This window comes from Lutibacter sp. A80 (genome assembly GCF_022429645.1).
Taxonomy (GTDB): domain Bacteria; phylum Bacteroidota; class Bacteroidia; order Flavobacteriales; family Flavobacteriaceae; genus Lutibacter.
Window position 1 is genome coordinate 1,407,249 of the sequence record NZ_CP092480.1, and the last position, 18,600, is coordinate 1,425,848.

An 18,600-nucleotide genomic window follows, 5' to 3' on the forward strand; every position below is an offset into this window, starting at 1 on the left:
ATTATTTTTTATTTAAGAACCCATCGAACTTATAAGTTTTTCCTGCTTCGGTATCAAATTTTATGATTTTACCATTGTATTCTAAAACACAAAATTTTCCTTTTTTCGACATAATTTTAACCTCACTTAATTTAGAATTTTCCCAAGAAAAATCTAATTCAAAACCACCTCTTGCAACTATACCTGATACATTTCCTTTAGGTAAAACATCTGGTAAAGCAGGTAATAATTCTATTTTATCTAAATGACTTTGTAAAATCATTTCCAAAATACCTGAAGCTCCTCCAAAATTCCCATCTATTTGAAAAGGTGGATGTGCATCAAAAAGATTTGGATATGAACCACCTCCTACATTGCGTTCTTTATGTTCCGCAGGGCTCAATAATCTATGTAATAATTTATACGCTCTATTACCATCTCTAAAACGTGACCAAAAATTAATTTTCCAAGCCAAACTCCAACCCGTTCCATTATCTCCTCTATATTCTAAAGACTGTTTTGCAGCGTTCATTAAGGCAGGTGTATCTTCATAATTGATACCTTTTCCAGGATACACAGCCCATAAATGAGAAACATGCCTATGGTGATTATCTGGATCATCTTTATCTTCTAACCACTCTTGTAATTGCCCATGTTTACCTATTTTATTTGGAGCTATTTTAGGAAGCATTAATGCTATTTCTTTTGAAAATTCTTGATCTATATCTAAAATTTCAACAGCCGCAATTACACTCTTAAATAACGCTCTAATAATTTGGTGATCCATTGTTGGACCTGCAACTAAACCTCCTATTTCTGGTGAATTTGAAGGTGAACTTATTAAATAGCCTGTGTTTGGATCTTCATACAAAACTTGAGTATAAAACAACGCTGCATCTTTCATTAAATGGTAATATTCTTTTAAAAAGTCTTTATCTTGTGTAAACAAGTAATGTTCCCAAATATGAGAACTTAACCAACCTGGAGCACCTAACCAAATACCGTGATGTGATGCGTTAACTGGTGCAGCTCCCCTCCAAATATCTATATTATGATGTGCAACCCAACCATCTGCATTGTAATGTTCCTTTGCTACTTTTTTTCCTGTTTTTGAAATATCTTCAATAAAATTAAACAATGGCTGATGGCATTCACTTAAATTGGTAATTTCTACTGGCCAATAATTCATCTCTAAATTAATATTGGTTGTATAACTGCTAAACCAAGGCGGATTCATTTTATCATTCCAAAGCCCTTGAAGTGTCGGTGGTTTAGTTCCTGGTCGGCTACTTGCAATCATTAAATAACGTGCATATTGAACGTATAATGCTACCAAGTGAGGATCATTAGGATCTTTCCAAAAATCATAAATTCTTTTATCTGTTGTATTAACCGATTTTCCGTTGTTCCCAAAATCTAGTTTAAATCTATTGTATAAAACTTGATAATCTTTTGTATGTTTCTTTTTTACTTTTTTATATTTTTTAGATGAAACATTTGCTAAAATTTCTTCTGAAATTTTAGTAGGATTTCCAGAAACATCCTCAAAATTAATATAGTTTGTAGCAGCTGATAAATAAATAGTTGCTTTAGATGCATTTGTAATTTGAAGCTTTCCATTTACCGATTGTATATTTCCGTTTGTTGTTACTTTTAAGGAAGCCACACCTCGTAAAGCTCCATTTTTAACTTGAACCTCTAAGGTTTGTGAATCTCCATTAGTTTTCACCAATTTATCTTCGTGAAGTGCATCTAACCATAAATCGAAATTTAACGCTTTTGATTTACTTGAAGTTAAATTAACCGCTATAACTTGATCTGGAAAACTAGATAATACTTCTCGGTTATAAGTTACACCATTTATAGTATATGAAACTTTACTTATGGCTTTTTCAATATCTAATTCCCGTTTATAATCTGAGTAATTATTATGATTTTTAAAAGCAATGTATAAATCTCCAAATGGCTGATAAGGCACTTGCTTTAAAGGTTCACTCATAAATTCTTTTTGAGCTAATTTTTGAGCCTCTAATTGTTTCCCTTCAGTTAATAATTGTCTTATTTCTGCTAAATAATTACCTGCTCCTTTATTTGAATAATCATGAGGTTTACCCGCCCACAAAGTTTCCTCATTAAATTGAATATGTTCTTCTACAACACCTCCAAAAATCATAGCTCCTAAACTACCATTCCCTATTGGTAAGGCTTCTGTCCAGAGTTCTGCAGGCTTATCATAAGACAATTTAAACGTATCTTGAGCTTGAGTTTTTGTTATAAAAACACATAAACTACACGTTATAAATAATTTAAAAATGTTTAAAACTTTAATCATTCCAATGTGCTTTAATAATTTCATGGATTTCTGGAGTATCAAGGTCTGTATCCGCTAAAGCTTCTCTTTGCTTAAGGATTTCTGCTTTCATTTCTTTAATAATATCTTGATATTCTTCATCGTTATAAGCATTATACGTTTCTTGAGGATCTTTTTCTAAATCAAAGAAATCCCAAAACTTTTTAGGCTGATTTTCTTTAGTAAAACCATTTTCTTTAAGTCCATTTCCGTAATAAAAAGCTAATTTGTAACGTTCGCCTCTAATTCCAAAATGTCCAGGGCGGTCTATTGAATGATCCCAATAACGATAGTAAGCATATGTACGCCAATCATTTGGAGTATTTCCTTTTAAATTTTCTCTAAAACTATGACCTTGCATTGTTTCTGGATATTCAAGTCCGGCATAATCTGCAAATAATGCAGAAAAATCTACATTTTCAATAAGGTCTGCATTACGAGTTCCAGCAGGTAATTCTTTTGGATAACGAATAACAAATGGCATATGAATAGATTCTTCATAAATTAATCGTTTATCAAAAAAACCATGTTCACCTAAAAAATATCCTTGATCTGCAGTATAAATTACTATTGTGTTTTCTGCTAATCCAGATGCTTCAAGGTAGTCTAATAGTTTTCCAATATTATCATCTATAGCAGCACCACAACGCATAAAATCTTTCACATATTTTTGATACGTTTTATAACGTGCTTCATCATTTGTTAAACCATCAACCGAAAATGGTAATTCTGGATATTGCATATATCCCGGCACATTATCTGGATCTTCTGAAGCTCTTAAATACCTTTTCTTTAAATTATCTACAGATTGTCCTTTAAAAGACCTCCCTGTAGTTTCAGCTCCTTGATCGTAAAATGTACTCGGAACTGGAATATCCTCATCTCTATATAAATGACTAAAGCGTTCTGGATAATCGAAAGGTTCATGAGTTGCTTTAAAATGGCACATCATCATAAAAGGTTTTGAAGTATCTCTATTTTCAATCCAGTCAATAGTTTTATCAGCAATTACATCTGTACTAAATCCTTCATATTCTTTTCCACCGCCCATATAATCTTCCCAATTTTCTTTGGTTTTTAATATAGGATTCCAGTAACGTCCTTGCCCTGGTAAAACGCTATAATAATCAAACTCATCTGTAGGCTCTTGCTTTAAATGCCATTTTCCAATAATTGCTGTTTGGTAACCACCTCGTTGTAAAACTCCTGCAATTGTAGGATGTTTTGGAGGTAAACCACCAGCTAAAATTTTAACTCCATTAATATGACTATACTGCCCTGTAAGAATAGTAGCTCTACTTGGTGAACAAATAGAATTAGAAACCAAACAATTGTCTAAAACAACTCCTTCATCAGCCAAACGTGAAATATTTGGTGTATGTACATAATCTTTTAAAATTCCACCATAAACACCCCACGCTTGCGAGGTATGATCATCTGACATTATGTATAAAATATTAGGTCGTTCTGCTATGGTTTTACTTTCTGTTTTTTTTGTTTCTTTACAACTAATAAAACTTATAAAAACAACTGCTAAAGGAAAAATCCATTTAATTTTTTTACTCATTACTTATCTATTTATATTTTAAATTACTCTACAACTTCTAATGATGTTTTAATCATTTCTTTTGATGATGCTCCAATTCCTATTTCAAAAATTCCAGGTTCTACAACTTTTTCTTGCTTTGTAACATCATAAAATGAAAGGTCTTCTGTATTAACTGTAAATTCAACTTGAGTTGATTCTCCTGGGTTAAGAGAAATACGTTTAATACCACGAAGGCTTTTTAGCGGACGAACCACAGAACTTTCTTTATCTGTTATATATAATTGTACTACCTCATCTCCTTTTAAACTACCTGTATTACTTATTGTTGCACTAACTTCAACAAACTCAGAAGTATTAATTTTAGGTTTAGATACTCTAATATTTTTATAATTAAATGACGTATAGCTTAATCCGTAACCAAATGGATACAATACGTCTCCTTCAAAATATCTATAGGTTCTACCTTTCATACTATAATTTACAAAAGGCGATAAATCTTTTACAGTTTTATAAAAAGTAACTGGAAGTCTACCTGATGGATTGTAATCCCCAAATAAAACATCAGCAATAGCTTTACCTCCAAGCTCTCCTGGATACCAAGCTTCTATTATGGCTGAAAGATTATTATTTTCCCAATTAACAGCCAATGCACTACCATTAAGTAATACTAAAACAACTGGAGTACCTGTTGCGTGTAATGCTTTTAATAGTTCTTTTTGTACTTTCGGTAATTCTATATCTGTTTTATCTCCTCCATCAAAACCTTTAGAATTTACAGGCATTTGTTCCCCCTCTACTCCTGGTGAAATTCCACCAACAAAAACAACAACATCAGATTTGTTTGCCAATGCTATAGCTTTTTCATAAGACGTTTTATCAGGCGAGCTCCATAGCAATTTTAACTTTGCTGGATACCCTTCATGAAAATATTGTATTGAAACTTTATATTTTTTTCCTTGCTCTAAAAATATTTTATTTTTTACAATTCTTCTTTTTAAATCTTTTGTATTATCAAGTATTAATTCTCCATCAATTAATAATTTATAACCTTTATAGCTTTGCATACCCAAAGTGTAATCTCCTGAAGTATTTACTTTAATATCTCCTGTATATACTACTGCAAATTTTTCTTCATTTAACCCTTCAACCGGACTAGAATTCCAATTAGAATTAATGCCTTCTTCTACTCTTGTAATTATAGGAGATCCAGACAGTTGATGATTGTTATAATACTTAGCTTGTAATCCTTTCTTGTTTTTGAAGCTCAAAAACTCTGCTGGAATTAAAGACATTACAGCTTCTTCGGAAATTAATTCGGAACCAGCTTCGTAGTAAATTTTTGTTTTTTCAGAAACTTTATTTTTTATGCCCTCTAAAGGAGTAAAATACTGTGATGGAAATCCGTTATAATTTCCTAAAAGCACTTCTAAATTATTAGCATTAGGACCAATAACTGCAATAGATTTTATATCTTTTTTTAATGGTAAAACATTTTGTTCATTCTTTAATAAAACAATTGATTTTTGAGCTGTTTCCAAGGCTAAAGCCCTATGCTTTTTAGAACTTACCACACTCATTGGTATACTTGCATAAGGAACCATTTCTTCAGGGTCGAACATCCCTAATTTAAAACGTGCTTTTAAAATTCTTTTCAAAGAAACATCGATTTCATCTTCAGTAATATCGCCAATTGCAACAGCATTTATTAAGTACTTATAACGAGATCCGCAGTTTAAATCGCAACCGGCTTTAACAGCCACAGCTGCTGCTGTTTCTTTAGAATCTACATAATTATGATAATCGTGTATATCTCTAATTGCATTACAATCTGAAACCACATATCCTTTAAAACCCCAATCTTTTCTTAATATTTTATCTAATAACTGATGACTTGCACAGCAAGGTTTGCCCATATATCTATTATAAGCAGCCATTATAGAGTAGGCTTTACCTTCAACAATAGTAGCCTCAAAAGCTGGTAAATAAGTATCATATAAATCGCGCTCAGTTGTTGTAGCATCAAAAAAATGTCTTTCTGGCTCTGGACCACTATGTACAGCAAAATGCTTAGGAGTTGCAACTAATTTCAAGTATTTAGGATCATCACCTTGCATTCCTTTTACAAAATTAACACCCATTCGAGATGTTAAATATGGGTCTTCTCCATAAGTTTCTTGACCACGTCCCCAACGCGGGTCTCGAAATATATTTACATTTGGAGTCCAATACGTTAAGCCCTCATATCTTTTAAATGAATTATTTCGTAAAGCCTCGTGATGTTTTGCACGTGCTTCATCTGAAATTACAAGTGCAGATTTATAAATTAAATCTGTATCCCAAGTTGCTGCTAAACCTATAGCTTGTGGAAAAACAGTTGCTTTACCTGCCCGAGCTACACCATGTAAACACTCGTTCCAATATTCATAGGCTGGAATATTAAGCCTTGGAATTGCAGGTGCATCATTCATCATCTGTCCTACTTTTTCTTCTAAAGTCATTCTTTCTACAAGATCGTTTACTCTTTCATCAAAAGTTAATGAGGTGTCTAAATAAGGTAATACTTCTTGAGAATGAGCCTTAAAAGAGATCAATAGTAAAAAAACCATTACAAATATTGTAGGTGTTTTTATTCTAAAACTTTTAATTTTATTTATATTTTGATTCATAATTTTTACTTATAATTTACTTCTACTACAGCTATTGTTTGAGCAGGAATATCTACTATTTTAGCTTGACTATCTTTTAACCATACATCAAACGTTTTTGATTTATCGGAATCATTTTTAATAAATAGATATACATTTTTATCATCTGCTACTGTAATTGTATCTCCGTACCAAGAAGCCGAAGCAACTCTTTTCATTCCTGGGCGCATAAACTGTCCAAACAACGCCATAACTGCATAATCTGGATTGTAGGTTACTTTTTTATTTTTACGATCTATTTTTATTAAACTATTTTGTCTCCAACCCCAACCACTAGAAGATGTTTCATTTAAAATCATATTCCAATAACAAAAATTCGGAGCTCCATGGTTTATGTAAGAAGCTATTTCATTAAACCTAGAAAATGCTTCTTTAATACTATTTTTTCCACCATAACAAATTCCTTCAGTATGTAATAATTTAATTTCTGGATAAACTGCACGCATATTTTCTATTTGCATAGAACTTGTATACTGTATACCAATACCATCAACTGCCTCTCTCCAAGTTTTATTGAGAACAAATTCTAAACCATCAAGCTGTTTTGCTGTTCTAAAAGTACCTGCCCAAATTTCTGAAGGTGTATTATCTTTTTTAAACTGAGGACGTAAATAATTAATAACAAATTCACCCATTTGTTTTGGAGGTATATTACAAGAAGGATAATTTGTATTAATATCTTGTTCGTTTTGCACCACTATTCTATCTATTTTTATGCCTTCATTTGCGTAAGCGGCTACGTATTTAGAAAAATATAATGCGTATGCTTTATAAATTTTAGGATCATTTTTTAAAACATTTTTAGTTGGAAATTCTTTACCTCTATCCATAAGCCCTGACTCTTTCATCCATCCTGGAGGGCTCCAAGGTGATGCAAATATTTCTATATCTGGATTGTATTTATAAGCCATCTGAATGTAAGGAATAACACTTGTTTTTTCTCTTTCTATAGAGAAGTTTTTCATTTTATAGTCGTTCGCAACTTCACTATAACTATATGCATCTATTCCAAAATCACTTGACCCAACAGCTGTTCTACAAACAGAAAAATTTGAAGCACTTTTATCGAATAAATTTTTCATTATATCATTTTGTTGCTCATCACTTAACGACATCAGAGCTTCTCCTCCTATTTCGTTAAAAGCACCACCAATACCTTCAATAGTTTGAAATGTAATATCTGGATAGATACGTACTGAAATTCCTGATTTTGTAGACTCTCCAACAATTTCTTCTATAGGATTTGGCTTAATCAACGCACCTTCAACAAGCTTAACATAATATACCTTTGCATTATTTTGAGCATTTACAGATTGAGTAATCGCAAAAAAAACAACAAGTATGAAAACTAATTTCTTCATATTTTCATCTATTTACTTTACAAATTTTGCTTTTAAAACTATTGGGTAACTTTTACCATTTATTACTGGAATGGTTATAGTTGTAAATTCTTTATTCTGACTAAATTTTGCTTTTTCATTGTTATCTAATCTTGTTATTTTTTTAAGTTTCCCCGGATTCATAGCATTATTTAAACCCAATGTTGGAATTTTAAAATCGCCTTTTTTAGGGTTCATTACAATGATATAAAAATCATCTCCTTTTGTTGTAAATCTAACCTCATCCGAAGCAAATTCAGCAGAAGCAGTAGTTCTTTGATTGTAATGTTCTCCTTTTTTTGTTTTTTCGGCAATATCATCTCCTGCATTTCTAATCTCTCCATTTTGTAAAACTTCATTTTCACTACGAATACTTTTACCATCTCCATAAACTTTCCATGGTCTCGTTTTATAAATGGCTTCTCCATTAATTGCTAACCAATCACCAACAATATCAATAATTACTTTTTGTTCATCAGGTATAGTTCCATCTGGATGTAATTCAATATTTAAAAGTAAATTTCCATTTTTACTAACAGCTTCAATTAGCATTTCTAAAATGGTACGCGCATTATGTGTTAAGTGACGATCTTTTTTATAAAACCAATCGGTAAATGTTATTTCTGATTGCCAAGGTTCGGCTCTAAGTGTGTTACTTCCTCCTGACTCTACTTCGTTAACTGTACCTTTTTCAGTTCTTTTTAAAAGCATTACTGCTTGTATTGATCCATTTTTATTGTAATTATTATTGTATAAGGTACGAGCTACTTCTTTACCATATTTTCCATAAGTAAAACTAAATCCGTCGTTGTACAATAAATCTGGATTGTATTTATTTACCAATTCAATATGACGTTCTTGCCAATTTTTCTTTATAGCTTCTAATACCTCTGGTGTTCTATTTTCTGGTACTGGACCGTAAAGATCGGCTGGATCTAGACCTTCCCACCAAAGACCTTTACCATCTTCTTTTGTTAAACGTCCATCGTATGGCACACCTGCTTTTTCACCTTTAGTATCTGCTCCAAAAGCAGGTAACCACCAATTTAAAAAACGATCATCATGACTGGTTACTCCAAATTTTAAACCGGCATTACGTGTTGCTTTTTCAAACTCACCAATAATATCTTTTTTTGGGCCTACATTTACAGAGTTCCAAGCATGAAAAGACGAATCAAACAAATCAAAATGGTCGTGATGATTTGCTAAAGCTACAATATATTTAGCGCCATTTTTTTTTGAAAATTCAACCAATGCTTCTGCATCAAATTTTTCAGCCTTCCATTCATTAATTACATCTTTAAAGCCAAATTCTGAAGGATGTCCATAAGTCTGTAAATGGTATGCATTTGCCATTTTTCCAAATTTTTGACGCCCCACATCTTTCATATACATATGACGCGCATACCAGCCTCCACCTTGCTCAGGTACACTTTGTGGCCCCCAATGAAACCAAATACCAAACTTAGCATCTCTAAACCACTCTGGACATTCGTATTGATCAGCAAGTTCGTTCCAAGATAATTGATTTTCTTGTGCTATAATTGTGCCAGTATTTAACACAAAAAATAAGCCCATAAAAAACCAATTGGCAACAAGTATTTTTTGCTTGCACTTTTTAAAATTATTTTTGTTTGAATACTTAAAACACATTAATTATTTTTTTTTAAAGTTGTAATCTTCAGGATTATCAAAAATTCCAAATTCGTTTTTAGTTAAATCCGCAGAATCCCCATTTTCATCCATTAATTTTTGTAACTCATTTATTAAATCATTTTTTACAGATTCAAAAGTTTTATCTTCAATTAAATTATTTAGTTCCCACGGATCTTTAGATAAATTAAATAATTGATAGGTAAAAACATCGTGTTTTGCACTTATTATTAATTTAAAATCTCCTTTTCTAACAGCTCTATGTCCTCCTCCAGGATTGTGTTTTCTATTTTTATTTAAAAGATCACCTGGCCAAGAATTATAGGCATACATCATACTATTTCTTACTTCTTTTTTATTCCTTTTAAGTACCGGTGTTAAATCTTCTGTTTCAACCGATTTTGGAATTTCAAATCCTGTTAAACCACATAAGGTTGGAAAAACATCATGTAAATATGCCAAAGCATCTGTTTTTTGATTTTTAGGAATATTTGGTCCAACAAAAATTAATGGTACACTCACACTATGTTCATACACACTTTGTTTACCTAATAAGCCATGTTGCCCCAAAGCCAGACCATTATCTCCAGCAAAAACAATAATGGTATTATCTGCTTTTCCTGAAGTTTCTAAAGCTTGCAATATTCTACCAATTTGAACATCCGTAGCTGTTATCATAGCATAATAGTCAGATATTTCTTTTTGAATTATTGTTTTGGTTCTTGGAAAAGCTGCTAACATTTCGTCTCTAATACGATCATCAGCTATTTCAAAAGGATGCTCTGGCATAAAATTTTCTGGCAATACAATAGCTTCTTCAGGATACATATCCTTATCTTCCTTTGGCGCTGTACGCGGGTCATGTGGCGCTGTAAAAGCAACATACATTAAAAAAGGATCTTCTTTTTTATATCTATTTAAAAATCCAACTGCAGCATCAGCAAAAACTTCACTACTAAACTTTTCAGTATCTTTATACGGTGCAGACCACCCTGTTTCTGGTGTATAATCTTTAACTTTTGTACCAAAATGTGTGGTCATTCCGCCTAAAAAAGCTGATTTAATTTGATTAAAACCACGTTCTAACCAAATTTCACCGTTATGTTGTTTTCCTGTAGCAAACGTTTCGTAACCATTTGCTTTAAAGTATTCTGGAAAAGTTAATTTATCACTTTTCCCTCTATCTTCTTTATTAAATGCAAATTGAGCATACACATTAGGCTCTATATTAAAATAATGTCGACCTGTCATTAACATAGCTCTACTCGGTGAACATACTGCTGCCGAATTTGCACCTAAAATATATGCATTTGTAAAAGAAGTTCCATTTTCAACCAATTGATCCATATTAGGCGTTTTAACATCATATTTATCCATTGCTCCTATGGTTCCACCTCTTTGATCATCGGTAAATAGAAAAAGTATATTTGGCTTTTTCACTACTTCTTTAACTTGTGCTTCTTCGGTTTTAGTATTTTTACAACCTACTACTGTTAAAGTTAAAAGTGCAATACTTAAAACTATTTTTTTTGCAACCATCCTATTTTTGTTTTTCTTCTTTAGCTAACATTTTACCTACTTTTTTTAAAATCTTAACAGATTCTTTTGGTACATTTCCATCTCCATCCGGACCAATATTTAATAAAAAGTTACCTCCTTTTCCATTGATATCTTTTAATTTATCATACACTTCTTGAGGACTTTTCCAATCTGTATCTTTTATTTTAAAACCCCAAGAATCGTTCATGGTATAACAAGCTTCCCAGTAGTAATCAACTTTATTCTCTAAATGAAACTGTTCTGGAGTTCCAAAATCTTTCTTAAAAAGTTTTCTTTTTGAAACACGATTATTTATAATAATACTTGGTTTAAGTTCTCTAATATATTGGTACAAATCATTTCCATCTTCTAAAGTCCACCAATCAACCCAATCACCATCAAACCAAATAATGTTTGAATCGTAGTTTTCTATAAGTTCTTTTATTTGATTTTTTAAATACGTTACGTATTCTTCTTTTTTACCTTCATGCATTTTCATCATTCCCCAACCTTTACCTTCTTCAACATATTGCGACCCTTGGTGCCAATCTGTTATGCTATAATAGGTTCCAAACACAATATTATGTTTTTTACAAGCGTCTGCTAATTCTTTTACAAAATCACGACCTTTCATTGGTGTATTTGCAATATCAAAATCGGTATATTTAGAATCCCATAAACAAAAACCTTCATGGTGTTTTGTAGTGATTACTAAATATTTCATCCCTGCTTTTTTGGCTAGTTTAACAATTTTATTAGCATTAAAATCTTTTGGATTCCAAGTATCGATTAATTTCACATATTCTTCTGAAGGTATATTTTGATTTCCTTGTATCCATTCTGCATAACGACCTTCATCATTCCCTTTATAAATACCTCCTAATTGGCTATACAAACCAAAATGAATAAACATGCCGTATTTAGCATCATTAAACCATTGCATTCTTTGACTAAAATCTTCTTTAGATTCCTCCAAATAATTAATTTTTTCTTGAGCAAAACCAGCAGTAACAAATAGAAGAAGTAGTAAAAAAGTTATATTAATATTTTTCATATGATTACTATTTTTTTATTAGTGTTTTATATTTTTTGCTTTTAAATAATGGTCTAAATTCTTTTGATTTAGCTCATCGCTATCACCATATTGAGTTCTCATTTTTTCTAATTGTTTATGCATGTCTTGTTTTACGCTTGCATACGATGGGTCATTATATACATTTTTCATTTCTGATGGATCTTTTTCTAAATCGTATAATTCCCATTGATCAATATCATAATAAAAATGAATTAATTTATAACGGTCAGTTCTTACTCCATAATGACGTTTAACATGATGTTCTCCAGGGAACTCATAATAAGTATAATAAATAGCGTCTCTCCACTCGCTCACTTCTCCGTTTACTAATTTTCTAAATGATTCACCTTGCACACCTTCAGGAATTTCTACACCTGCATAATCTAAAAATGTTGGTGCAAAATCTAGGTTTTGTACCAAATCGTTAATAACTGTACCTGGCTTAATTTCTTTAGGGTATTTCACCAAAATTGGAGTTCTAAAAGATTCTTCGTACATAAAACGTTTATCAAACCAACCGTGTTCGCCTAAATAAAACCCTTGATCTGAAGTGTATACCACAATTGTATTTTCTTCTAATCCATTAGCTTTTAAATAATCTAAAACTTCACCAACGCCATCATCAACAGACTGTATGGTTCTTAGATAATCGTGCATATATCTATTGTACTTCCATAAAGCTAATTCTTTTCCTTCTAAGTTACTTGCTTTAAAATCGGCAATAATTGGATCATAATAAGCATCCCAAGCTGCTTTTTGATTTTCGTCCATTCTATCATAATTTCTCTGAAAAGCTTCTCTATACTTTGTTTTAATTTCGCCTTCTTTATCTAACATTTTTAGGTCATATACTAAATCCATATCTTTATATATACCCATTTCATGTGCTGCTGCCGCTGGTCTTCCTTCGTAATCATCAAAAAAATTGGTTGGTGGATCAAAAGTTTTATCATCCATTAACGTTAAATACTTTTCTTCTGGCATCCATGTTCTATGAGGTGCTTTTTGATGGTATAACATTAAAAAAGGTTTTTCTTTATCTCTCTTATTTTCTAACCAATCTAAAGCAATATCTGTTGTTACGCTTGTTACATAACCTTGATATGTTTTTTTTACGCCATTTTCGATAAATTCTGGAGCATAGTATTTACCTTGTCCAGGAAGCACATTAGAATAATCGAAACCTTGAGGTAAACCATCTAAATGTATTTTACCTATCATAGCTGTTTGGTAACCTGCCTTTTGCAATGATTTAGCAAAATTATCTTGATCCCAATTAAAAGGACTAATATTATCTACCTTACCGTTTACAAAACTGTGCTTTCCAGTAAGCATTACAGCTCTACTAGGTGCGCAAATAGAATTTGTAACAAAGCCTTTATTAAAAATAGCCCCTTCTGTTGCTATTCTATCTATATTAGGTGTGTTATTTAAGCCTTCACCATAAGCACTAATAGCCTGATATGCATGGTCGTCACTCATTATAAACACAATGTTTGGTCTAGTTGATTTATTTATCTTTTCATTTTTTTTACAACTATGCAAAAAGAAAACACTCATTAAAAAAGCCAATACAACTAATCTATTTTTAATCATAACTCTATTTTTATATTTAGGAATCTCATTTTATCTTAATTTCTAACGATTTACAGCTACTAAATCTAGTGTACCTTCTAATTTACTTTATAGCGACTGTTATAAAGTAAAGAATAAAAAAACATCAACTAAAATTAATTCGACTAATAACAAATTTAAAAAGGTGTTGGGTTAAAAAACCACATATTTTAACCTCTTTTTGTATTAGATTAGGTAATTATATTGTTAAATTTCAAGTTTTAACATCTAAAATAACACTTTATAAGCAGTTTCCATTGATAAAAATTAAATATAACTACGAACATTTAACTTAATTTTACAATTTTGGTTTTTCAATATATTTTATAAAAAAATAACTAAAAGTGCGCATCTAATTCACACGTTTTAGCATTTAAGATTAGTAGCCAAACATTTAACTAGAAAAGAATTTAAAAAGTAAACAGCTACTTAACTATTTCATTTTATCACTTTTTAAATATTAAATAAGGCTGCATAAACGCCTATTTTCTATTGTTCTGAAATTATTAAATCAGGTTAACGAAAATATTGCTTTTAAACAGCCTTATGTATTTTTACTTCTTCAATTATAATTGAGCCTAATTATATATGGCTTAATAATAATTTGCTTTTAAATAAAGTTAAATAATTTATTTAACTTCTTCTACACTTAAACTATGTGTTGCATAATTTAAGTCCATTTCATCGTATTTAATAACTATATTTTTTAAGCGTTGTTGAAAATCATCCCAATTTCTAGAATCTTTAGTAGACCAAACAACTTCAGATAAAGCGGTTAATCTTGGTAAAATCATATACTCAACATGTTCTGGAGTTTTCATATACTCTGTCCAAACATTTCCTTGAGCCCCCAAAACATACTTACTTTCTTCTTCGGTTAACTCTTTAGGAGTAGGTTCATAACTATATACATCTTCCACAGTTGTATTTCCTCCAATAGCAAGCGGTTCATTTTCTCTATTTTTAGTTTGATAAAAATCGAAATAACAGTATTTAGTTGGCGTCATTATTACATTATGATGTATTTTTGCTGCTTCTATACCTCCTTTTTCACCTCTCCAGGACATTACTGTTGCATTTGGTGCTAAACCACCTTCTAAAATCTCGTCCCATCCAATAATATTTCGACCTTTTGAGTTTAAAAATTTTTCAATTCGTTTTATAAAATAGCTTTGTAACTCATGCTCATTTTTCAAACCCTCTCTTTTAATTACCTCTTGAGCTAATTTACTATTTTCCCATTGTGTTTTTGGCGCTTCATCTCCACCAATATGAATTAGTTTACTAGGAAATAATTCAATGACTTCTGATAAAACATTTTCTAAAAATTTAAAAGTTTCTTCACTTGGTGCATAAATTTCTGGAAAAACACCCCACCTAGTACCAACTTCGTATTGTTCTCCTGTATTTCCCAGTTCTGGGTAAGCAGCAATTGCAGCCAATGCATGCCCTGGAAGCTCAATTTCAGGAATAACAGTTACATGCCTTTCTGTGGCATATGCAACAATTTCTTTTACATCTTCTTGTGTATAAAAACCTCCATAAGGTGTTCCATCATATTTTACATCTGAATTTTTCCAAGTATTACCATGTCCAACAATTGTTTCTTTTCTAATACTCCCAACCTCTGTTAACTTTGGATATTTTTTTATTTCAATTCGCCAACCTTGGTCTTCGGTTAAATGCCAATGAAACGTATTCATTTTATGCATTGCTAGTATGTCTATATATTTTTTCACAAACTGAACAGGAAAAAAATGACGTGCAACATCTAGATGCATTCCTCTATACGCATATCTTGGACTATCTATAATAGTTGCAGCAGGAATTAAAACTTCATTATTAGAATCTTTAACTGACGGAATTAGTTGATTTAATGTTTGTATTCCATAAAACACACCTTTTGTTGTTTTACCCGCTATTGTTATTTGATTGTAATTAATTGTTAATTTATAACCTTCTTTATTAGTTATACTAGCATCTAATTTTAATAAAATATTTCCTTTTATTTTTGTATCATTTGTAAATGGTATAGTTTCTCCTATTATTTCGCTTAACAAATTTGAAAGGTAATTCCCTTCATTTTCTAATGTCTCCTCTCCAATAATTTTTGTATTTGAATCTATCAAAAATTTTCCTGTAGAAATTTCTAATGATGTAGGTTTAGGTATTATTAAATAATCTTCTTCAGAATTAACTACAGTTTCATATTTATTTGAACAGGAATTAATTATTAGGCACAGTGTTATTAAAAGTAAATGTTTCATTTTATCTATTTTTATTATAATGTTTAAAAAACAACTAGTTCATCAATTAAAATTCTTGAAGATCCTCCTTCTCTACGATGTCCAGTAGGTATTGGATTCACGCTTTTTGCTTTTATTTTTATTGATTTTAATACTGTTTTATCAAAATTAATTATTGTTTTAACTTTATTTCTACCTTGAATATGACTTTTTTCTAGTTGTTTAACTTCTGCTAATTTGGTAAACGAAACTCCATCTACCGATCCATAAACTTCTATATATTCTGGAACATAAACACTTGAATTGGTAAATCTAAGGCTTGTTATTTCTACAGATGAAATTTCTTTAGGTTCTTTAAACACTAAATCTACATCTAAATCGCTCAAAAATTCATTCCACTTTCTATCTCCTCTATTTAATTTAGCATAGTTTAAATCGACCAAACCATACGTTGCTTTTTTCTCTTTAATTAATGGAGAATGAAAAACCACCTCTGCACCTACTGCTTTATGAATAGGGAATTTTTTTTCTGAAATATTACCTATTTGTTCATCTTTTTTAAACGAGGTTGCTTTAATGGTTGTTGTGTTTTTTATTACAAATGGCTTTTCGTATTTTATTGAATTCAAAGAAGGCTCACTACCATCTAATGTGTAATAAATATCAAGTCCATCTACTTCGGTTTTAAGCGAAATATCAATAAAGCCCGCTTTATGTCCTTGATGGTTTATTCTAACATTATATGCACTGGTTGCAAAACGCTCACCTTTTTCTTCTAATCGTTTCATTTGAGTTAATAACCTCTCTGTAAAACCATTCCAATCTTTAGCTTCTTGAGCTGTCCAACCATTTTCTGCAACTGCATACAAACGCGGAAAAGTCATATAAGTTAACTGACTCCAATTGGTAATAGACTCAGTCCACAAATTACCTTGTATTCCTAAAACGTGTTTTCCTTGTTCAGTTGTTAAACTATCTGAAATTATTTTGTAGTTATAAGTATCTTTCAAAAAAGAGTAAGCATATCCTAAATTCGGCTCTAAATCATCGTCTCCTTGTTTTAAATCTAAATAACAATATTTGGAAGGCGTCATAATAACATCATTTCCATGTCTTGCAGCTGCAATCCCCCCTTTTTCACCACGCCAAGACATTACGGTTGCATTTGGCGCCAAGCCACCTTCTAATATTTCATCCCAGCCAATCATATTTTTATTATGGGCATTCACTATTTTCTCAACCCTTTTAATAAAATAACTTTGTAATTCGTGTAAATCACTAAGGTTTTCTTCTTTCATGCGTTTCTGACAATCTAGATCAACCGCCCAAGCCTCTTTATTACATTCGTCACCTCCAATATGCATATACTCAAAAGGAAACAAATCCATTACCTCTCCTAATACATTTTCAATAAATTCAAAAGTACTTTCTTTACCCGGGCAGTATGTGTTATTTCTAACTACTCCACCTGTTCCCACATAAAAAGGTCCCTCAGAACATGAAATTTCTGGATATGAAGCAACAGCTGCCAATGAATGTCCTGGCATATCTATTTCTGGAATAATTTCTATATATTTTTCTTTAGCATAAGCTACAATTTCTTTAATATCCTCTTGCGTATAAAAGCCTCCATAGGTTGCCTTTTCTCCTTCTTTTTGCCTTGGTCTTCCCCACCAATTTGAAGTATTTTCATCTTTAGCATTATAATCTACACGCCATGCTCCAACTTCTGTTAATTTTGGGTATTGTTTAATTTCTATACGCCACCCATTATCATCTGACAAATGCCAATGAAAACGATTTAATTTTACTTCTGCCATAAAATCTATTACATCTTTAATCTGCTCTTTATCAAAAAAATGCCTAGAAACATCTAACATATAACCTCTCCACTTAAAAGCAGGTTTATCTTTAATTGTAACAATAGGAATTCCCCAATCTGTATTTGGTTGTACTTTTTCTGAATAAAAAGATACAGGTAATAACTGACCTAGACTTTGCATAGCATAGAAAAAACCAGCTCCAGAACCCGATTTTACAGCAATAGTATTTTCCTCAACAACAAGTTCGTATGCTTCATCCTCTAAAGTTGCATCTACACTAAAAACAATATTTGCTTTAGCTTTTTCTATACCAATTTCTGGGGTAAATCCAGCCACCTTCTCAAATTTCTTAAAAAAATTAGTAACTATATTTAATTGTTCTTTATTAGTTACAGAAACTGTGGTTTTTTCTGATATTACAAAATAACCTTCACTACTAGTAGTTAACTCTACTGGTAAAGGTATTACTGACGTTTCTCCTACTTTAAGTTCATTTTTTGTACACGAAACAAATAGTATTAACGAAAACAATAAGCTCTCTAAAATTCTTTTTTTTATACTTCTTTTATTATTAATCATTTTGTTAAGTTAATTTTTAGTCTATTAGGTTCTTTTATTTGAGTTAAAACCCAAAATAATATTAAAGTATATTTTGTTTTAAAAAAACTTCCTTCAATTTAAATAGGTT

At 31.1% G+C, this 18,600-nt stretch carries 10 protein-coding genes; all 10 read right to left on the minus strand.

Going from position 1 to position 18,600, the window contains the following annotated elements; translation table 11 throughout:
• Position 1: 1 nt before the first annotated feature.
• Positions 2 to 2,311: a glycoside hydrolase N-terminal domain-containing protein gene (locus tag MHL31_RS06155; RefSeq protein WP_240228199.1), complete on the minus strand. Its 2,310-nt coding sequence runs from the start codon at positions 2,309 to 2,311 to the stop codon at positions 2 to 4.
• Positions 2,304 to 3,896, minus strand: a complete 1,593-nt coding sequence (locus MHL31_RS06160) for a sulfatase (RefSeq protein ID WP_240228200.1) — start codon at positions 3,894 to 3,896, stop codon at positions 2,304 to 2,306. The genes MHL31_RS06155 and MHL31_RS06160 overlap by 8 nt, the downstream gene beginning before the upstream one ends.
• 23 nt (positions 3,897 to 3,919) lie before the next feature.
• Complete coding sequence (locus tag MHL31_RS06165; protein WP_240228201.1) at positions 3,920 to 6,544, minus strand: glycoside hydrolase family 3 C-terminal domain-containing protein; 2,625 nt, start codon at positions 6,542 to 6,544, stop codon at positions 3,920 to 3,922.
• A 5-nt stretch (positions 6,545 to 6,549) separates the two neighbouring features.
• On the minus strand, positions 6,550 to 7,944 hold the full coding sequence (locus MHL31_RS06170) for a hypothetical protein (protein WP_240228202.1): 1,395 nt from the start codon (positions 7,942 to 7,944) through the stop codon (positions 6,550 to 6,552).
• A 12-nt stretch (positions 7,945 to 7,956) separates the two neighbouring features.
• Entirely contained in the window at positions 7,957 to 9,540 is a 1,584-nt protein-coding gene (locus MHL31_RS06175) for an alpha-L-fucosidase (RefSeq protein ID WP_240228203.1), read from the minus strand.
• Between the two features lie 78 nt (positions 9,541 to 9,618).
• Positions 9,619 to 11,154 carry a sulfatase-like hydrolase/transferase gene (locus MHL31_RS06185; protein WP_305802702.1) on the minus strand — a complete coding sequence of 512 codons (1,536 nt, stop codon included), beginning with the start codon at positions 11,152 to 11,154 and terminating at the stop codon, positions 9,619 to 9,621.
• 1 nt (position 11,155) lies between these two features.
• Complete coding sequence (locus MHL31_RS06190) at positions 11,156 to 12,208, minus strand: alpha-L-fucosidase (protein WP_240228204.1); 1,053 nt, start codon at positions 12,206 to 12,208, stop codon at positions 11,156 to 11,158.
• An 18-nt stretch (positions 12,209 to 12,226) separates the two neighbouring features.
• On the minus strand, positions 12,227 to 13,825 hold the full coding sequence (locus MHL31_RS06195; protein ID WP_240228205.1) for a sulfatase: 1,599 nt from the start codon (positions 13,823 to 13,825) through the stop codon (positions 12,227 to 12,229).
• A gap of 647 nt (positions 13,826 to 14,472) precedes the next feature.
• Positions 14,473 to 16,110 carry a beta-N-acetylhexosaminidase gene (locus tag MHL31_RS06200; protein ID WP_240228206.1) on the minus strand — a complete coding sequence of 546 codons (1,638 nt, stop codon included), beginning with the start codon at positions 16,108 to 16,110 and terminating at the stop codon, positions 14,473 to 14,475.
• A gap of 23 nt (positions 16,111 to 16,133) precedes the next feature.
• Entirely contained in the window at positions 16,134 to 18,491 is a 2,358-nt protein-coding gene (locus MHL31_RS06205; RefSeq protein WP_240228208.1) for a family 20 glycosylhydrolase, read from the minus strand.
• Between the last annotated feature and the right edge of the window lie 109 nt (positions 18,492 to 18,600).